Source organism: Caulobacter sp. UNC279MFTsu5.1 (genome assembly GCF_900114015.1).
GTDB lineage: Bacteria > Pseudomonadota > Alphaproteobacteria > Caulobacterales > Caulobacteraceae > Caulobacter.
The window spans coordinates 44,026-58,360 of sequence record NZ_FORN01000022.1 but is presented as its reverse complement, the minus strand read 5'-3'; the positions used below and the strand labels follow the sequence as shown (position 1 = coordinate 58,360).

11 protein-coding genes are annotated in these 14,335 nt (G+C 68.5%); 5 read left to right on the top strand and 6 right to left on the bottom strand.

Features of this window, described 5'->3' with window-relative positions; genetic code table 11:
• Positions 1-180: 180 nt before the first annotated feature.
• Positions 181-2,472, bottom strand: a complete 2,292-nt coding sequence (locus BM066_RS13985) for a TonB-dependent receptor (RefSeq protein WP_089928866.1) — start codon at positions 2,470-2,472, stop codon at positions 181-183.
• 234 nt (positions 2,473-2,706) lie between these two features.
• On the opposite strand from BM066_RS13985, the gene BM066_RS13980 reads away from it, so the two are divergent.
• The 5 genes from BM066_RS13980 (at position 2,707) to BM066_RS13960 (ending at position 6,961) form a co-directional block, all read left to right on the top strand.
• Positions 2,707-3,171 carry a MarR family winged helix-turn-helix transcriptional regulator gene (locus BM066_RS13980; protein ID WP_089928863.1) on the top strand — a complete coding sequence of 155 codons (465 nt, stop codon included), beginning with the start codon at positions 2,707-2,709 and terminating at the stop codon, positions 3,169-3,171.
• A gap of 421 nt (positions 3,172-3,592) precedes the next feature.
• Positions 3,593-4,705 carry a putative urea ABC transporter substrate-binding protein gene (locus tag BM066_RS13975; RefSeq protein ID WP_089928860.1) on the top strand — a complete coding sequence of 371 codons (1,113 nt, stop codon included), beginning with the start codon at positions 3,593-3,595 and terminating at the stop codon, positions 4,703-4,705.
• 63 nt (positions 4,706-4,768) lie between these two features.
• The gene (locus BM066_RS13970) at positions 4,769-5,584 is read left to right on the top strand and encodes an ABC transporter permease (protein ID WP_089928858.1); all 816 of its coding nucleotides are present in this window, start codon (positions 4,769-4,771) and stop codon (positions 5,582-5,584) included.
• The gene (locus tag BM066_RS13965; protein WP_026176406.1) at positions 5,584-6,351 is read left to right on the top strand and encodes an ABC transporter ATP-binding protein; all 768 of its coding nucleotides are present in this window, start codon (positions 5,584-5,586) and stop codon (positions 6,349-6,351) included. Before BM066_RS13970 ends, BM066_RS13965 begins: the two co-directional genes overlap by 1 nt.
• 91 nt (positions 6,352-6,442) lie before the next feature.
• Positions 6,443-6,961, top strand: coding sequence for an ion channel (locus BM066_RS13960; RefSeq protein ID WP_255367586.1), 519 nt, complete (start codon positions 6,443-6,445; stop codon positions 6,959-6,961).
• On the opposite strand, the gene atzF is transcribed toward BM066_RS13960, so the two are convergent.
• Genes atzF through BM066_RS13935 form a run of 5 tightly spaced genes read right to left on the bottom strand, consistent with a single transcriptional unit; the run spans position 6,958 to position 14,322 of the window.
• A complete protein-coding gene (atzF, locus tag BM066_RS13955; RefSeq protein ID WP_018061154.1) occupies positions 6,958-8,742 on the bottom strand; it encodes an allophanate hydrolase in 1,785 nt (594 codons plus the stop codon). The two genes, BM066_RS13960 and atzF, sit on opposite strands and share 4 nt — an antisense overlap.
• A complete protein-coding gene (gene uca / locus BM066_RS13950; RefSeq protein WP_089928853.1) occupies positions 8,739-12,365 on the bottom strand; it encodes an urea carboxylase in 3,627 nt (1,208 codons plus the stop codon). The genes atzF and uca overlap by 4 nt, the downstream gene beginning before the upstream one ends.
• Positions 12,366-12,373: 8 nt before the next feature.
• Positions 12,374-13,000: an urea amidolyase associated protein UAAP2 gene (locus tag BM066_RS13945; RefSeq protein ID WP_018061407.1), complete on the bottom strand. Its 627-nt coding sequence runs from the start codon at positions 12,998-13,000 to the stop codon at positions 12,374-12,376.
• A gap of 9 nt (positions 13,001-13,009) precedes the next feature.
• On the bottom strand, positions 13,010-13,849 hold the full coding sequence (locus BM066_RS13940) for an urea amidolyase associated protein UAAP1 (RefSeq protein ID WP_018061408.1): 840 nt from the start codon (positions 13,847-13,849) through the stop codon (positions 13,010-13,012).
• On the bottom strand, positions 13,846-14,322 hold the full coding sequence (locus BM066_RS13935) for a CopG family ribbon-helix-helix protein (protein ID WP_018061409.1): 477 nt from the start codon (positions 14,320-14,322) through the stop codon (positions 13,846-13,848). The genes BM066_RS13940 and BM066_RS13935 overlap by 4 nt, the downstream gene beginning before the upstream one ends.
• Positions 14,323-14,335 lie beyond the last annotated feature (13 nt).

Here is a 14,335-nt window from a genome sequence, read left to right as displayed (position 1 = left end):
GAAGCCTTCGGGCCTCGGCACAGTTGTCGGAAAGCGGCCCTTCCAGGCGGAAGGCGCGGACGCATCGAACGCGCGGCAAGTGCTGGCGGCGGTGGCGTTGGCCGGCGCTGGAACCGGGAATGTGCGCCCGCCAGCCTGAAGGGCTGATCGGGCGCATCAAGAGCGTTCTTCAGGGGGATCCTAGAACTTGCGGCTCAAGCTGAATCCCCATTCGCGCGGACGACCGAAGCTGGCTTCCTTCAGTCCGAAGCCACTGGAAGCGTTGCCCGACACCATGTAGCGCTCGTCCGACAGGTTCGTGCCGAACAGCGCCGCCTGCCACGTCCGGTCCGGCGAGGCGTAGGCCAGTCGCGCGCCGAACAGGTCGTAGGCCGGCTGGGTCAGGGCGGGATCGTTGGCCACGTCGTTGTAGACAGTGCTGTAGTGCGTCCAGTCGACGCGGGCGGTCAGGCGGCCGCCGCCCGGCAGTTCGTGGCCGTATTCGACACCGCCGTTCAGCGTCCATTTCGGCGCCTTGACGAAGTGGGTGGCCAAGGTGATCGGCAGCACCTGCCCGGCGGCCAAGCCGGAGCCGACTTCGGTATACTTGGCGTCCATGTAGCCGCCGCCGAAGTTGAAGCTCCAGTTGGCGGTCGGCTTGGCCTGGAGCTCGACCTCGACGCCCTTGACCTCGCCCGCCGCGGCGTTGGCCACGAAGTTGCGCGGCGTCTGGTTCACCGTGACCTGGATGTCCTGGTAGTCGCTGAAATAGCCGGCGACGTTGAGGATCAGGCGACGGTCCAGCCAGGCCGTCTTGGCGCCGGCCTCGTAGGTGAGCAGGGTCTCGGGCTGATATTCGGTGACCTCGCTGGCGTCGTTGAGCGGCCGGGCGTTGAAGCCGCCGCTCTTGAAGCCCTTTCCGACCGACGCATAGAGCAGGACGTCGGGCGTGGCCTTGAATTCCAGGCCGACCTTGGGCGTGAACGAATTCCACGATCCGCTCGGGCTTACCTTGGCGATGACGCCGCCGTCGCGGATGCGGCGGTGGTCGAGCACATAGGCCTTCTCGTCGCGATTGTAGCGGGCGCCGACCGTGGCGCTCAGGCGGTCGGTCAGGGTAAGGCTGCCCTGGGCGAACAGGGCGTAGGTGGTGCTGGTCACCTTGGTGTAGACCGCCGCCGAGGGGCTGTAGGGCGGCGGCGAGACGCCGGGCGCCAGGCCGAGCGCCAACTTGGCGTAGCCGGAGTCCGTGCCGCGCTCGCGGAAGGCGTAGGCGCCGGTCACCCAGGTCAGGCGATCACCGAACGACTGGCCGCTCAGCTGGAATTCCTGGCTGTATTGGGCCTGGACGTCGTGGTTGAAGGTCTCGCGGAAGGTGAAGGGCGTGTTGTCGCCGTCGCGGGCGAAGGTCGCTTTCAGGCCGCGCACGGCGCTGATGCTCTTGAAGCTGACGCCGCCGAGATCCCAGTCCACGGTGGCCGAACCGCCCCACAGGTCCAGGTCGTTGATGTTCGGACCCGTGCCATAGGTCGTGAACGGACTGTTCGTCAGGAACGAAGGGTTCAGCGACTTGGCCCCGTTCGGCGCGGTGATCCCCAGGCCCGGCGCGACATAGGTGTTGAAATTGGCCATGAACGGCCCGACTGCGAATCCCGGGACCGCGCCGATCACCAGCAGCTTCTGCGGCGCCGAATGCTCCCGCGCCCGGGTGTAGTCGGCTGAAAGGCTGACCGTCACCGCGTCGGATGCTTCCCAGCGCAGCTGGGCGCGGGCGGCGGTGGCGTTGCGGTCGCCCAGGTCGTCGCCCGCCAGGAGACGCTTGCCATAGCCGTCGCGGGTCAGGCGTGCGGCCGACAGTCGGGCCGAGACCTTCTCGCTCAGCGGGATGTCGACGTGACCCTTGACGTCCAAACGGTTGTAGCTGCCCGTCACAGCCTCGATCTTGCCGCCGAGCTCGTTCTTCGGCTGGTCGGTGGTGATCAGCACCGCGCCGCCGATCGTGTTCTTGCCGAACAGCGTGCCCTGCGGTCCACGCAGCACCTCGATCCGGCTGACGTCGAAGGCGTCCAGCGTGCCGCCGATCGAGCGGGCGTAGTAGACGCCATCGACATAGACGCCCACGCCGGGGTCGCTGAAGATGGCGAAGTCGTTCTGGCCGACGCCGCGGATGAAGACGGTGGCGTTGTAGTTGCCGCCGCTCAGCGCCGCCGCGCCGTCGAAGCGAATGCTGGGCGCGAACTTGGCGATCTGGTCGACGCTGTCGACGCCCCGGCTCTCCAGCGCCTCGCCGGCCAGGGCGGTGACGGCGACGGGGGCGTCCTGCAGTCGCTCCTCGCGGCGGCGGGCGGTGACGACCACCTCCTCGATCTGAACGGCGGGCGCCTCGGACTGTCCGGAGGCGAAGGCGGGCGATGCGATCTGGGCGCCGGCGGCGGCGCAGACCAGCAGGCCTCCGGCGCGCAGGCGGCCGGAGATAGTCCCATTCCTGGGCATCTGTTTCCTCCTCGTACGTCGATGTTTTCTCAGCGAGCCCCCGAGAGTTCGCCGGCAACACGCATTTTGTTATGAGTACTAATTATTTCAGAGCATGAATGTATGCGGCGATCAATCGGCAATGCTGAAGGCGTCGATGTTCGAAGAACCTTGTTGCGCGAGTGTCACTCGACGCGGCCGGCGCGAATCCGCGCGACGTGGTACCAAGACCGCGACAACGATAGAGAAGCCGGAATGATCGACGCGGCCGAGCGCAAGGAACCGATGGGCGAGGACGTTTCGCTGGGCGGCCTGGAGACCACGGTCGGGTTTCTGCTGCGCTTGGCCCAGGTGGCGGTGTTCAAGGATCTTCTGGCGGGCCTGAAACCCTTCGACCTGCGCGTCACCGACCTGTCGGTGCTGCTCGTCATCGAGGCCACGCCTGGCCTGCAGCAGCGCGCGATCGGCGAGGTCCTGCGCATCCAGCGCCCCAACCTGGTGACCATCATCGACCAGTTGGAAGCCCGAGGACTGGTGCGGCGGGGTTCTGTTCCGGGCGACCGTCGAGCCTACGCCCTGTCCCTGACCACCGAAGGCGAAGCACTGCTGCAAAAGGCCAAGGTCGCGCACGACCAGCACGGCCGCAAGGTTCTCGACGCCCTCGGAGATTTCGAGACGGAGCGCATGTTGGCCGCTCTGAGGCGTATCGCCGCCCTCTGATTGAACGGCGGGGCGAGACGCCTGCCGTCTAACGAAACACTGCGCCTGCCGTTGACCGGGCTTTTCAAGCCAGCCGTCTTGCGAACAACGCCGCTGCTAGTGCGCCCAATACCGGCCGGCGCGGACCGACAGCCAGGAGAACAAGGTCTGGCTCAGGCCGATCACGAACTTGCGGATCATGAGGGCCTCCTGAAGTTCGCCTCATGATGGTCCCGCAAAGGCGCCCCGCAACCACGCGTCACGCGGGGATGACGGCTGAACCCTACGGGGCGCGGGATTCGGGCGCCAAGGTCCGGGCTGGCCTGCTTTTTCAGCATTTCGGGGGAATTTCAGGCGGCGTCGGGATTGCTCTCGGTATTACGATTGCGTGAAATCGTAATATGGAACTCTCTGTGGTCAGCGAACATGGAGGGAGCCGCTGATGAGTGTCCTGTTCAACCGCAAGCGTTTCATGGCGGCCATGGCCGTGTCCTGCCTGGCGCTGGCCTCGTGCGGGCCCAAGACCAGCGACAAGGCCGCCGCGCCGGCGGCCGCCCCCGCCGCAGCCAAGACCGAATACAAGATCGGTTGGACCATCTATGCCGGCTGGATGCCCTGGGCCTACGCCCAGCAGTCGGGCATCGTGAAGAAGTGGGCCGACAAGTACGGCCTGAAGATCGAGCTGGTGCAGATCAACGACTATGTGGAGTCGCTGAACCAGTACTCGGCCGGCAAGCTGGACGGCGTCACAGCCACCAATATGGACGCCCTGACCGTGCCGGCCGCCGCCGGCAAGGACACCACGGTGGTGATGATCGGCGACTATTCCGACGGCAACGACGGCGTGGTGCTGAAGAACGGCGCCAGTCTGGCGGACCTGAAGGGGCGTCCGGTCAATCTCGTCGAGCTCTCGGTTTCGCACTACCTGCTGGCCCGCGCCCTGGAGAAGGCCGGGTTGAAGATGAGCGACGTCAAGACGGTCAACACCTCGGACGCCGACATCGTCGCGGCCTTTGGCGCGGCCGACACCAAGGCCCTGGTGACCTGGAACCCGCAGCTGTCGGAAGTGAAGAAGATGCCCGGCGCGACCGAGGTCTTCGACAGCTCCAAGATCCCGGGCGAGATCCTGGACGGCCTGATGGTCAGCACCGACGCCCTCAAGGCCAATCCAAACCTCGGCAAGGCCCTGACCGGCATCTGGTACGAGACCATGGCCCTGACCGTGGCCCAGACGCCGGAAGGCAAGGCCGCGCGCGAGCAGATGGCCAAGCTGTCGGGCGCGGATCTGGCCAGCTTCGAAGGCCAGCTGAAGACGACCCATCTCTATGCTGACCCGAAGTCGGCCCTGGCCGCCACGGTCAGCCCGGATCTTGTCACCGCCAACGACCGCGTGCGCAAGTTCAGCTTCAGCATGGGCCTGTTCGGACAGGGCGCGAAGTCGGTGGACGACATCGGCATCAGCTTCCCGGGCGGCAAGACCCTGGGCGACCCGAAGAACGTCAAGCTGCGCTTCGATCCCAGCTACGTGCAGCAGGCGGTCGACGGCAAGCTCTAGGAACCGGCGCGTCTTCGCCCAGAGCGCGGACGCGCGTCCTTCATTTCTCAGCGACGAGCGATCATGCGCCTGTTGAACGTCAGACCCCGGGGCGGTCTCGCGGTCCTGCTCGGGGCCCTCCCGCTGCTGGTGGCGGCGTTGGTCTATCTGATGGCGTCGCAGGCCCGTCACGCCGACAACCCGCGCGACAAGCTGCTGCCGACGCCTCGGGCCATGGTCGAGGCCGTGCAACTGATGGCCAAGGTCGATCCGCTGACCGGTCACGCGCCGCTGCTGGTCGACACCCTGGCTAGCCTGGAGCGCATCGGCGTGGCCCTCGCCCTCGCCACGGCGATCAGCCTGGTCCTGGGGCTGAGCTTGGGACTCTTGCCGATCCTGCGGGTCAAGCTGGGACCCTTGGTGGCGGCGATCGCGGTGATCCCGCCCATCGCCGTCCTGCCGATCCTGTTTATCGTCTTTGGCCTGGGCGAGACCGCTAAGATCGCCCTGATCGTGATCGGCGTGACGCCGGTCATGGTCCGGGACCTGGCCGCCCACGTGGCCGCCATTCCCGAGGAGCAACTGGTCAAGGCCCAGACCCTGGGCTCCAGCACTTGGCAACTGGCCCTGCGCGTGGCTCTGCCGCAGGCCATGCCGCGCTTGATCGACAGTCTGCGGCTCTCCCTATGCCCGGCCTGGGTCTATCTGATCTCGGCCGAGGCGATCGCCGCCGACGTGGGCCTGGGCTACCGCATCTTCCTGGTCCGGCGGTATCTGTCGATGGACATCATCCTGCCCTACGTCGTCTGGATCTCGATCCTGGCGGTGGCGATGGATGTAGCGCTGAGGCTGGTCGCCCGCCGCGCCTATCCGTGGGCCTATCCGGCGAGGGGGCGCTGATGGCCAACCTGCTGACCTTTCGCAATGTGTGGGTGGAGTATGGCGACAAGGTCGTGCTCGAGAACATCGACCTGTCGATCACCCAGGGCAGCTTCGTCTCGATCGTCGGCCCGTCGGGCGCTGGCAAGAGCACTTTCCTGCGGCTGATCATCGGCCAGGAGGCGCCGACGCGCGGCGCGATCGACCTGGATGGCCAAAAACTGCGCGCCGAGCCGGGGCCTGATCGTGGCGTGGTGTTCCAGAAGTATTCGGTGTTTCCGCACCTGTCGGCCCGCGACAACGTCGTCTTTGGCCTGGACTGCGCCGGCTCGCCGTTCCTGGGCAAGCTGGCGGGCGCGCGTCGCCGCAGGGCGCTGGAGGAGGCTGACGCCATGCTGGCCGCCGTGGGGCTGGGCGACAGCGGCGACCTCTATCCGGCCAAGCTGTCGGGCGGCATGCAGCAGCGTCTGGCCATCGCCCAGGCCCTGATCAAGAAGCCCCGCATCCTGCTGCTGGACGAGCCGTTCGGAGCCCTGGATCCGGGCGTGCGGCTGGACATGCACGAGCTGATCACCGGCCTTTGGCGCGACAACGGCCTGACCATCATGATGGTCACCCACGACATCAAGGAGGCCTTCAAGCTGGGCACTCGCGTGCTGGCCTTCGACAAGCGCCGCCGTGACCCGCATGCACCGCACCGCTACGGGGCGACGGCGGTCTACGACTTCCCACTGGACAAGTCTGGGGCGGTGGGGCCGGAGGCGCTGGCGGGACTGGGGAAGGACTAGGTCCGAAGCGTCCGGCGTCGCAATTTGGCCCGACCGGCATGCAGTCTCGTCGTCGCTGTGCGGAGCGCGTTCAATGACCGATCTTTGCGCCTTGCTGCTGGCGCTGCTGCTGATCACCGCGGCCGTCGCCATCCACTTTCAGGCCTTGCTGGCCTTGTCGGCCTGGCAGGAGCGGTCCGCGGGCGCCTCGGGTCATTTCAAGGTTCTGATGATCATTTTCGGCCTGATCGCCGCCCACGCCGTGGAGGCCGGAGTGTTCGCCGCGGGCTATGCGCTGGGCGAGCGCTGGCTGCGCCTGGGAACCTTTGTCGGCGCGGCGCGCATGAGCGCCAGCCAGTTCTTCTATTTCTCGATCGAAGCGTTCACGACCCAGGGGGTGGGCGACGTCTATCCCATCGGGCCGCTGCGCCTAGTGGCGAGCCTGGAACCCTTGGCCGGCTTGATCCTGATCGGCTGGTCGACGACCTTCACCTTTCTGGCGATGGGGCTCGACTGGCGCTTCGCTAGAGCATTTTCAAGCGAAGTGGACGCCGGTTCGCGTGAAGAAAATACGCTAAAACAAAGATCTAGAGCGCCTGACCTGACGCCGTCAGGCCGGGAAACGCTCTAGGCGTTGAGCGACGCGATGTAGGCCCGCCAGCCGCCCAGGGCGGTGATGTCGGCGGCTCCGTTCAGGGCGCGGGGCTCGGCGACGAAGCCTTTCACCGAGGTTCCGTCCTCCAGGGTCACCGTGCCGATCGCCAGAGGGGCCGGGACCTCAGCCGTGAAGCTGCCGAACGCCTCGACGTCCAGCTCGTAGACCTCGACCAGGATCGAGGCGCCGCCGTCTCCGACGTGAACGAGCGCCGGCTTGGGCGGCGTCGAGTTGGCGATGGCGTAGAGCTTGTAGGCTGGCGCGGTCCTGGTGGCCGAGACGAGGCGGGCCTCACGCGAGGTCAACTGCCAGTGCAGGGGCATGCCGGAGAGGTGCGCGCCGACCACGGCCAGCTTCACGCCGGGCTTGTGGGGCGTCAGATCCAGCGGGGGCGTGTCGGCCATGGGGAAGGTCTCCAGATAGTGCGCGGCCAGGTCCAGCAGCGCGCGGTCGGCGAAGGCGGGGCCGACCAGGGTCACGCCGAAGCCCGTGCCGTCGGCGCGGAAGCCGGCCGGAACGGCGAGGGCGGACAGGTCCAGCAGGTTCACGAAGTTGGTGTAGAGGCCGAGATTGGCGTTCAGCGCCAGCGGCTCGGCCTTGAGTTCCTTGAGCCGGTAGATGGTCGGCGCGGTCGGCAGGAAGAGCACGTCGGCGACGTCCCAGATCGCCTCGGCTGCGCGGCGGTAGCCCTCCAGGGCGTAGAGGCCCTTGAAGGTTTCGACGCCCGTGACGGCCAGGCCGCCCTGGACGATGGCGCGGACGGTCGGCTCGATGGCGCTGGGCGCCGCCCGCAGCAGCGGCTCGACGGCGGCGGTCCGCTCGGCGACCCATGGGCCGCTGTAGAGCAGCTTGGCCGCGTCCAGCAGCGGTGCGATGTCGACCTCGACGGGGACGCCGCCGACGGCCTCCAACCGCGCGACGGCCGCCGTGTAGAGCCCCTCGGACTCGTTATCGCCGAGGAAGATGCGCTGCTCGGGACGCGGGATCGCGAACCGCAGACCGCCCATGGCCAGAACGAGCGGCGTCTCGGGCCCGCGGCGGGAATAGTCGTCTTCGGGATCGAAGGCGGCCAGAACTTCGTCCACGAGGGCCGCGCCGGCGAGGTCGGCGGCGAAGACGCTGATGCAGTCCAACGACCGGCAGGCGGGGACCAGGCCGCGCGCGCTCCAGCGCCCCTTGCTGGGCTTGAGGCCGACCAGGTGATTGAACGCTGCCGGCACCCGGCCCGAACCGGCGGTGTCGGTGCCCAGCGAAAACGCGACCAGGCCGGCGGCGACCGCGACCGCCGAACCCGAGCTGGATCCGCCGCTGACGAAGGCTTGGTTGAAAACGCAGCGCGGCGCGCCATAGGGGCTGCGCGCGCCGACTAGGCCCGTGGCGAACTGGTCGAGATTGGTCTTGCCGACGAGCACCGCCCCGGCCGCGACCAGCCGCTCGACCACGGTCGCCGAGCGGTCCGGGGTGTAGGCGAAGGCGGGGCAGGCGGCGGTGGTCGGAAAGGAGCCGACGTCGATGTTGTCCTTCACCGCGAACGGAACGCCAGCCAGCCGCAGGTTCTCGCCGGCGGCGATGCGGGCGTCGACGGCGCGGGCCTGGGCCAGGACCGCCTCGGGGGGCAGGCGCAGGGTCCAGACCTGGGGCTGGATCAGGTCATAGGCGGCGACCGCATCCAGTGCGGACCGGGCGACCTCGACGGCGCTGGCGCCGCCGGTCACGGCCTTGGCGATGGCTTCGACGGACAGGCGTTCGAAGCTCACGCGGCGACCTCCAGATCCGGAGTGACGGCGATGACCGGCGCGCCGGCGGCGATGGACTGCGAGGGTAGGGCGTAGACGGCGCTGACGACTCCGGCCACGGGGGTGGAGATGTCGCACTCGGCCTTCATGGCCTCGATGATGGCGATCACCGCCCCGGCCTCGACCCGCTGGCCAGGCTCGACCAGCACCTTCCAGACGTTGCCGCCCAGCGGGGCCTCGACGAGGTCCGCGCCCGGCGGGATCTCGACGGCGGCTGCCTCTTCCTCGGCGTCCGCGACGCCGGACAGGGCCTCGACGCGGGCGAATTCGCCCTTGGTCTCCCAGTCGGCGCGCTCGGCGTCGAAGGCGGCCTGGCGCGTGGCCTGGAAGGCGGCGATGCCGTCGGCCTCCTCGGCCAGCATCCGGCGGTAGTCGGAGAGACGGAAGGTCTCCTCCTCGATGCGGATCTGGCGGCGCCCCAGCGGGAAGTCGCGCCGCCACTCGGTCAGCTCCTCGGCGCTGACCGGGAAGAAGCGGATTTGGTCGAAGAACCGCAGCAGCCAGGGCTTGCCGTCGGTGAAGGCCTCGGTCTGACGCCAGGTGTTCCACACCTGGATCGTGCGGCCGAACAGCTGGTAGCCGCCCGGCCCTTCCATGCCGTAGATGCACATATAGGCCCCGCCGATGCCGACCACGTTGGGCGGGGTCCAGGTGCGGGCGGGGTTGTACTTGGTGGTCACCAGGCGGTGGCGCGGGTCGACCGGCGTGGCCACCGGCGCGCCCAGATAGACGTCGCCCAGACCCATCACTAGGTAGCGGGCGTCGAACACGATCCGCTTGACGTCCTCGATGCTTTCGAGCCCGTTGACCCGGCGGATGAACTCGATGTTGTCGGGGCACCACGGCGCGTCGTCACGGACGGCCTGCATGTACTTGTCGATGGTCTGGTAGATCGCCGGGTCTTTCCAGCTCAGCGGCAGATGGACGACACGCGAAGGGATCTCGAAGTCGTCCAGCCCGCCCAACCGGTCCTCGGCGGCGACCAGGATTTCCAGCAGTCGGGCCTGAGTGAGGCGGCGGCTGTCGTAGTGCACCTGCAGCGAACGGATGCCCGGCGTCAGGTCGATCACGCCCTCCGGCGCCTGCGCCTGAAGGTCCAGCAGCAGGGCGTGGATGCGCAGGCGCAGCTCAAGGTCCAGCACGATCGGGCCATACTCGACCAGCAGGTGCTGGTCGCCCTGGCGGCGGTAGAGCACCCGGGGTCGGTGGCCGTCCTGGGACAGCTCGCGGAGAATGGGACTCGCCTGATCGTCCGCTGGCGGCGGGACAGGCAAAGACGACCGCGCGCCGAGATCGGCGATCAGCGCCTCCTGGGCCTCCAACGCGGCGACGGCCGAGGCGTCGTCGACCACGGCGAAGCGGACCGTGTCGCCCGGCGCCAGCTGGCCGGCCTTCCAGAGGTCGGCCAGGATGATCACGAACGGACAGACGAAGCCGCCCAGCGACGGGCCGTCCGGACCCAGGATGATCGGCATGTCGCCGGTGAAGTCGACCGCCCCGATGGCGTAGGCGTTGTCGTGGATGTTCGAGGGGTGCAGCCCGGCCTCGCCGCCGTCGCGCCGCGCCCATTCGGGCTTGGGGCCGACCAGGCGCACGCCGGTGCGGTTGGAGTTGTAGTGCACCTTCCAGTCCGTACCGCCGATCATGGCGACGTCGGCCGGGGTGAAGAAGTCCGGCGCGCCGTGCGGGCCGGGCAGGACACGGATCGTCCAGGTCTTGGTGATTTCGGGGCGCAGATCGTTCGCCAGAGCCGGGGCGGCGTTCGCGCCGGCCGGCTCCAACACCCGCAGCGCATCGCCGGCGGTCAGGTTGCGTCCGGCATGGCCGCCGAATCCGCCCAAGGTGAAGGTCGAGCGGCTGCCTAGATAGGCGGGCACGTCGAGACCGCCCTGGAACAAAAGATAGCCCCGCAGTCCCGCCTCCAGAGCGCGGCCGATCTTCAGCACCTGGCCGGCCTGAACCGCCAAGGGCGCGTAGGACTCGACGGGCGCGCCGTCCAGGCGGGCGTCGAAGCGCGCGCCGGTCAGGCACACGATGGCGGGACGGTTGAACTTCAGGGTCGGGCCGAGGGCGGTGATTTCCAGCCCGGCGGCGTCCTCGCCATTGCCCAGCAGCCGGTTGCCCAGCCGGAACGAGACCGCGTCCATCGGACCTGACGGGGGCACGCCGACGTTCCAATAGCCCTGGCGACCCGGCCAGTCCTGCACGGTGGTGGCCGGGCCGCCGTTCAGCACCTGGATGGTGTCGGGCGTCCAGGCCACGGTCTCCAGGGCGCGTGTTGAGACCTCGCCGGTCACGAACGGCGCGCTGCGAACCACGGCGCGCAGCCAGTCGAGATTGGTCTCGATACCGGCCAGGCGCGTCTCGTCCAGCGCCTGCTGCAAGGACGTCACCGCTGTCGCGCGGTCGGGCGCGGTGACGATCAGCTTGGCCAGCATGGGGTCGTAGAAGGCGCTGACCTCGGTCCCGTCGGCCACCCAGCCGTCGGCGCGGACGCCGTTCGGGAAGGCGACCTGGGTGAGCACGCCGGAGCTGGGCCGATAGTCCTGGGCTGGATCCTCGGCATAGAGGCGCACCTGGATCGATGCGCCCTTCGGCTCGGGCGGCGGGGCGTTGAGGAAGGCGAAATCGCCGGCCGCGCCACGCACCATCCATTCCACCAGGTCGACGCCGGTGACCTGCTCGGTCACGCCATGCTCGACCTGCAGCCGGGTGTTGACCTCCAGGAAGAAGAAATCGTCACGGTCGGCGTCGTAGAGGAACTCCACCGTGCCGGCCGAACGGTAGTTGGCCGCCTGGGCCAGGCGCACGGCTGCGTCCAGCAGGGCCGCGCGCGTCGTGGCGGGCAGGCCGGGTGCGGGGGTCTCCTCGACGACTTTCTGGTTGCGGCGCTGCAGGGAGCAGTCGCGCTCGCCCAGGGCCACGACCTTGCCGGCTCCGTCGCCGAACACCTGCACCTCGACGTGCCGCGCCTTGCGCACGTAGCGCTCCAGAAAGACGCCGCTGTCGCTGAAATTGCCGGTCGCCAGGCGCTGGACGGCGGCGAAGGCCTCCTCGACCGCCTCGGCGGTTTCGCAGACCCGCATGCCGATGCCGCCGCCGCCGGCCGTGGCCTTCAGGATCACCGGGAAGCCGATGCGCTCGGCTGCTTCCAGCGCCGCCGCCGGATCGACCAGCAGATCGGTGCCTGGCGCCAGCGGCACGCCATGCGCCTGGGCCAGGTCACGGGCCGTGTGCTTGAGGCCGAAGGCGCGGATGTTGTCCGCCGTCGGGCCGATGAAGGCGACGCCGGAGTCCTCGCAGGCCTGGGCGAAGTCGGCGTTTTCGCTGAGGAAGCCGTAGCCGGGGTGGATGGCCTGGGCGCCCGTGGCCTTGGCCGCGGCCAGGACGAGGTCGGCGCGCAGATAGCTTTCGGCGGCCGGCGCGGGGCCCAGGCGCACGGCTTCGTCGGCCAGGGAGACGTGCAGCGAGCCGGCGTCGGCGTCGCTGAACACCGCCACGGACTTCACGCCCATGGCCTTCAGTGTACGGATGATGCGGCAGGCGATGGCGCCGCGGTTGGCGATCAGGACCTTGTCGAACATGGCGGCCCTTACTGCGCGATGATCATGCGCACCGGCGTCGGATCGAAGCCGTTGCAGGGGTTGTTGATCTGTGGGCAGTTGGAGACCACCACCACCACGTCCATCTCGGCGCGCAGGTCGACATAGAGGCCGGGCGCGGAGATGCCGTCGACGATGCCTAGGGCCCCGTCGGCTTCGACGGGGACGTTCATGAACCAGTTGACGTTGCTGACCATGTCGCGCTTGCCGCGCCCTTGGGCGGCGTTGGCGACCAGGAAGTTCTCGACGCAGGCGTGCTGGGCCTTGGTATGGTGGCCGTAGCGCAGGGTGTTGCTCTCGCACGAGCAGGCCCCGCCGATCGTGTCGTGATAGGCCACGGCCGTCGCCGTCACCGTCATCATCGGCGCGCCCTCGTTCGACAGCAGCACCGAGCCCTCGCGCAGGAAGATGTTCTTCTGGGCGGCGATGGTGTCCTGGGCGCTGTAGCGCTCTGCGTCGTCGGCGGCGCTGTAGGCCAGGAAGTCGACGGCCTGGTTGCCCTCCAGGTCGATGATCCGCAGGGTCTGACCGGCCTTGACCGTGTGCAGCCAGGGGGCGCGGGCTGGCACGACCTCGTCGTGGACGATGTCGGTCAGGGGAGGGGGATCGAACGCCATGACGGGGCCTCAGCGCGAGAAGTAGTCTTCGACGTTCAGGAAGGCGCGCAGGCCTTCGGGCGTCGCGTTGCGGATGGGGTCGCTTTCCGGTGTGACCGGGCCGCGCCAGGCGGTGGCGCGCAACGGGGTCACGGCGTAGTCGGCGCGGGGGTCCAGCACGTGCGGGCAGTTGGCCAGCACGACGATCAGGTCCATCTCGGCCCGCAGCGTGACGAACCGGCCTGGCGCGTAGGGGCCGACGTCGATCACGGTCTCGCCGCCCTGGCCGACGCGCACCTCCTTGAAGAGGTTCAGGCAGGGATGGATGTCCCTGCGCCCCAGGCCGAACTTGGCGACGCCCAGCGAGAAGCGGTCGCGAGCATTGGGATGGGCGCCGTGGTTGAAGCCGTCGCCATACTTGCGCGCGTTGCTGGCCTGGTTGGACGCGCCGCAGAAGGCGTCGTGCGTGCCGGCCTCGTCCTCGAGGATGCTGGCCAGCACCCGGCCCATATCGGACAGCAGCAGGCGGCCCTGGCAGAGATAGCCGTTCCACTGGACCTTCAGGGTGTCGGCGATGTTCAGGCGTTCGATTGGCCGTTCGGCGTTGAAGATCAACAGCGAGACAGCCGCGTCGCCGGCCAGGTCGGTCAGGCGCAGGCGCGCGCCGCGCGCGACCTGGCGGCTGGCGTAGCCGCCCGGCGCGATGGTCTCGTCCCAGACCACGTCAGCAGCCGCGACGCCGGGCGGCAGGTTTGCGGCGGCGCTGGCCGGCACGGTCGGCATGGCCTCGACATGGGTCCCTGCCTGGGCGCGAGCGTGGGCCTGGGCGGCGTAGGGGGTGCCCGTTTGGCTTGGGATATTGTCGCTCACGGGGACTCTCCGTCGGGCTCGTCGCCGTGGAAATGCAGCGGCGGCAGCAGGGCGGTGGTGGTGACGAGCTTGATCTGCTGGACGCCGCGCACCTTGCGCAGGTCGTCGCACAGTTGCTGGAGACGCTCGGCGGGGCCTTGGACCAGGAGGACTTCCATGGCCTGGTCATCCTCCAGGAAGACATTCTGGGCCGAGATCACCTCTTTCACGTAGCCCAGCTGGGTCTGGGCCAAGGCGTGGCGGACCCGGCCGCTTTCGGCGCGGTAGATCAAGGTGATGGTGCCGGCCAGCACGGCGTCGGGGCGCTCGCCGCTGTGTTCGGCCAGCTCGTGGCGGATCAACTCGGCGATCATCTGCGAGCGGCTGGGCAGGCCGCGCTCGGCGACCATGGCGTCGAGCTGGGTCATCAGCTCGGCCGGCAGGCTGATGCTCAGGCGCGCCAGTGTTGAGGAGGACGTATCCATGTTGCGCATCCCATCATCGATA

Coding starts and splice junctions, on each gene's coding strand:
- BM066_RS13980 (WP_089928863.1), top strand. CDS start 2,707: ATGATCGACGCGGCCGAGCGCAAGGAACCGATGGGCGAGGACGTTTCG.
- BM066_RS13975 (WP_089928860.1), top strand. CDS start 3,593: ATGAGTGTCCTGTTCAACCGCAAGCGTTTCATGGCGGCCATGGCCGTG.
- BM066_RS13965 (WP_026176406.1), top strand. CDS start 5,584: ATGGCCAACCTGCTGACCTTTCGCAATGTGTGGGTGGAGTATGGCGAC.
- BM066_RS13945 (WP_018061407.1), bottom strand. CDS start 13,000: ATGGCGTTCGATCCCCCTCCCCTGACCGACATCGTCCACGACGAGGTC.
- BM066_RS13970 (WP_089928858.1), top strand. CDS start 4,769: ATGCGCCTGTTGAACGTCAGACCCCGGGGCGGTCTCGCGGTCCTGCTC.
- BM066_RS13985 (WP_089928866.1), bottom strand. CDS start 2,472: ATGCCCAGGAATGGGACTATCTCCGGCCGCCTGCGCGCCGGAGGCCTG.
- uca (WP_089928853.1), bottom strand. CDS start 12,365: ATGTTCGACAAGGTCCTGATCGCCAACCGCGGCGCCATCGCCTGCCGC.
- BM066_RS13935 (WP_018061409.1), bottom strand. CDS start 14,322: ATGCGCAACATGGATACGTCCTCCTCAACACTGGCGCGCCTGAGCATC.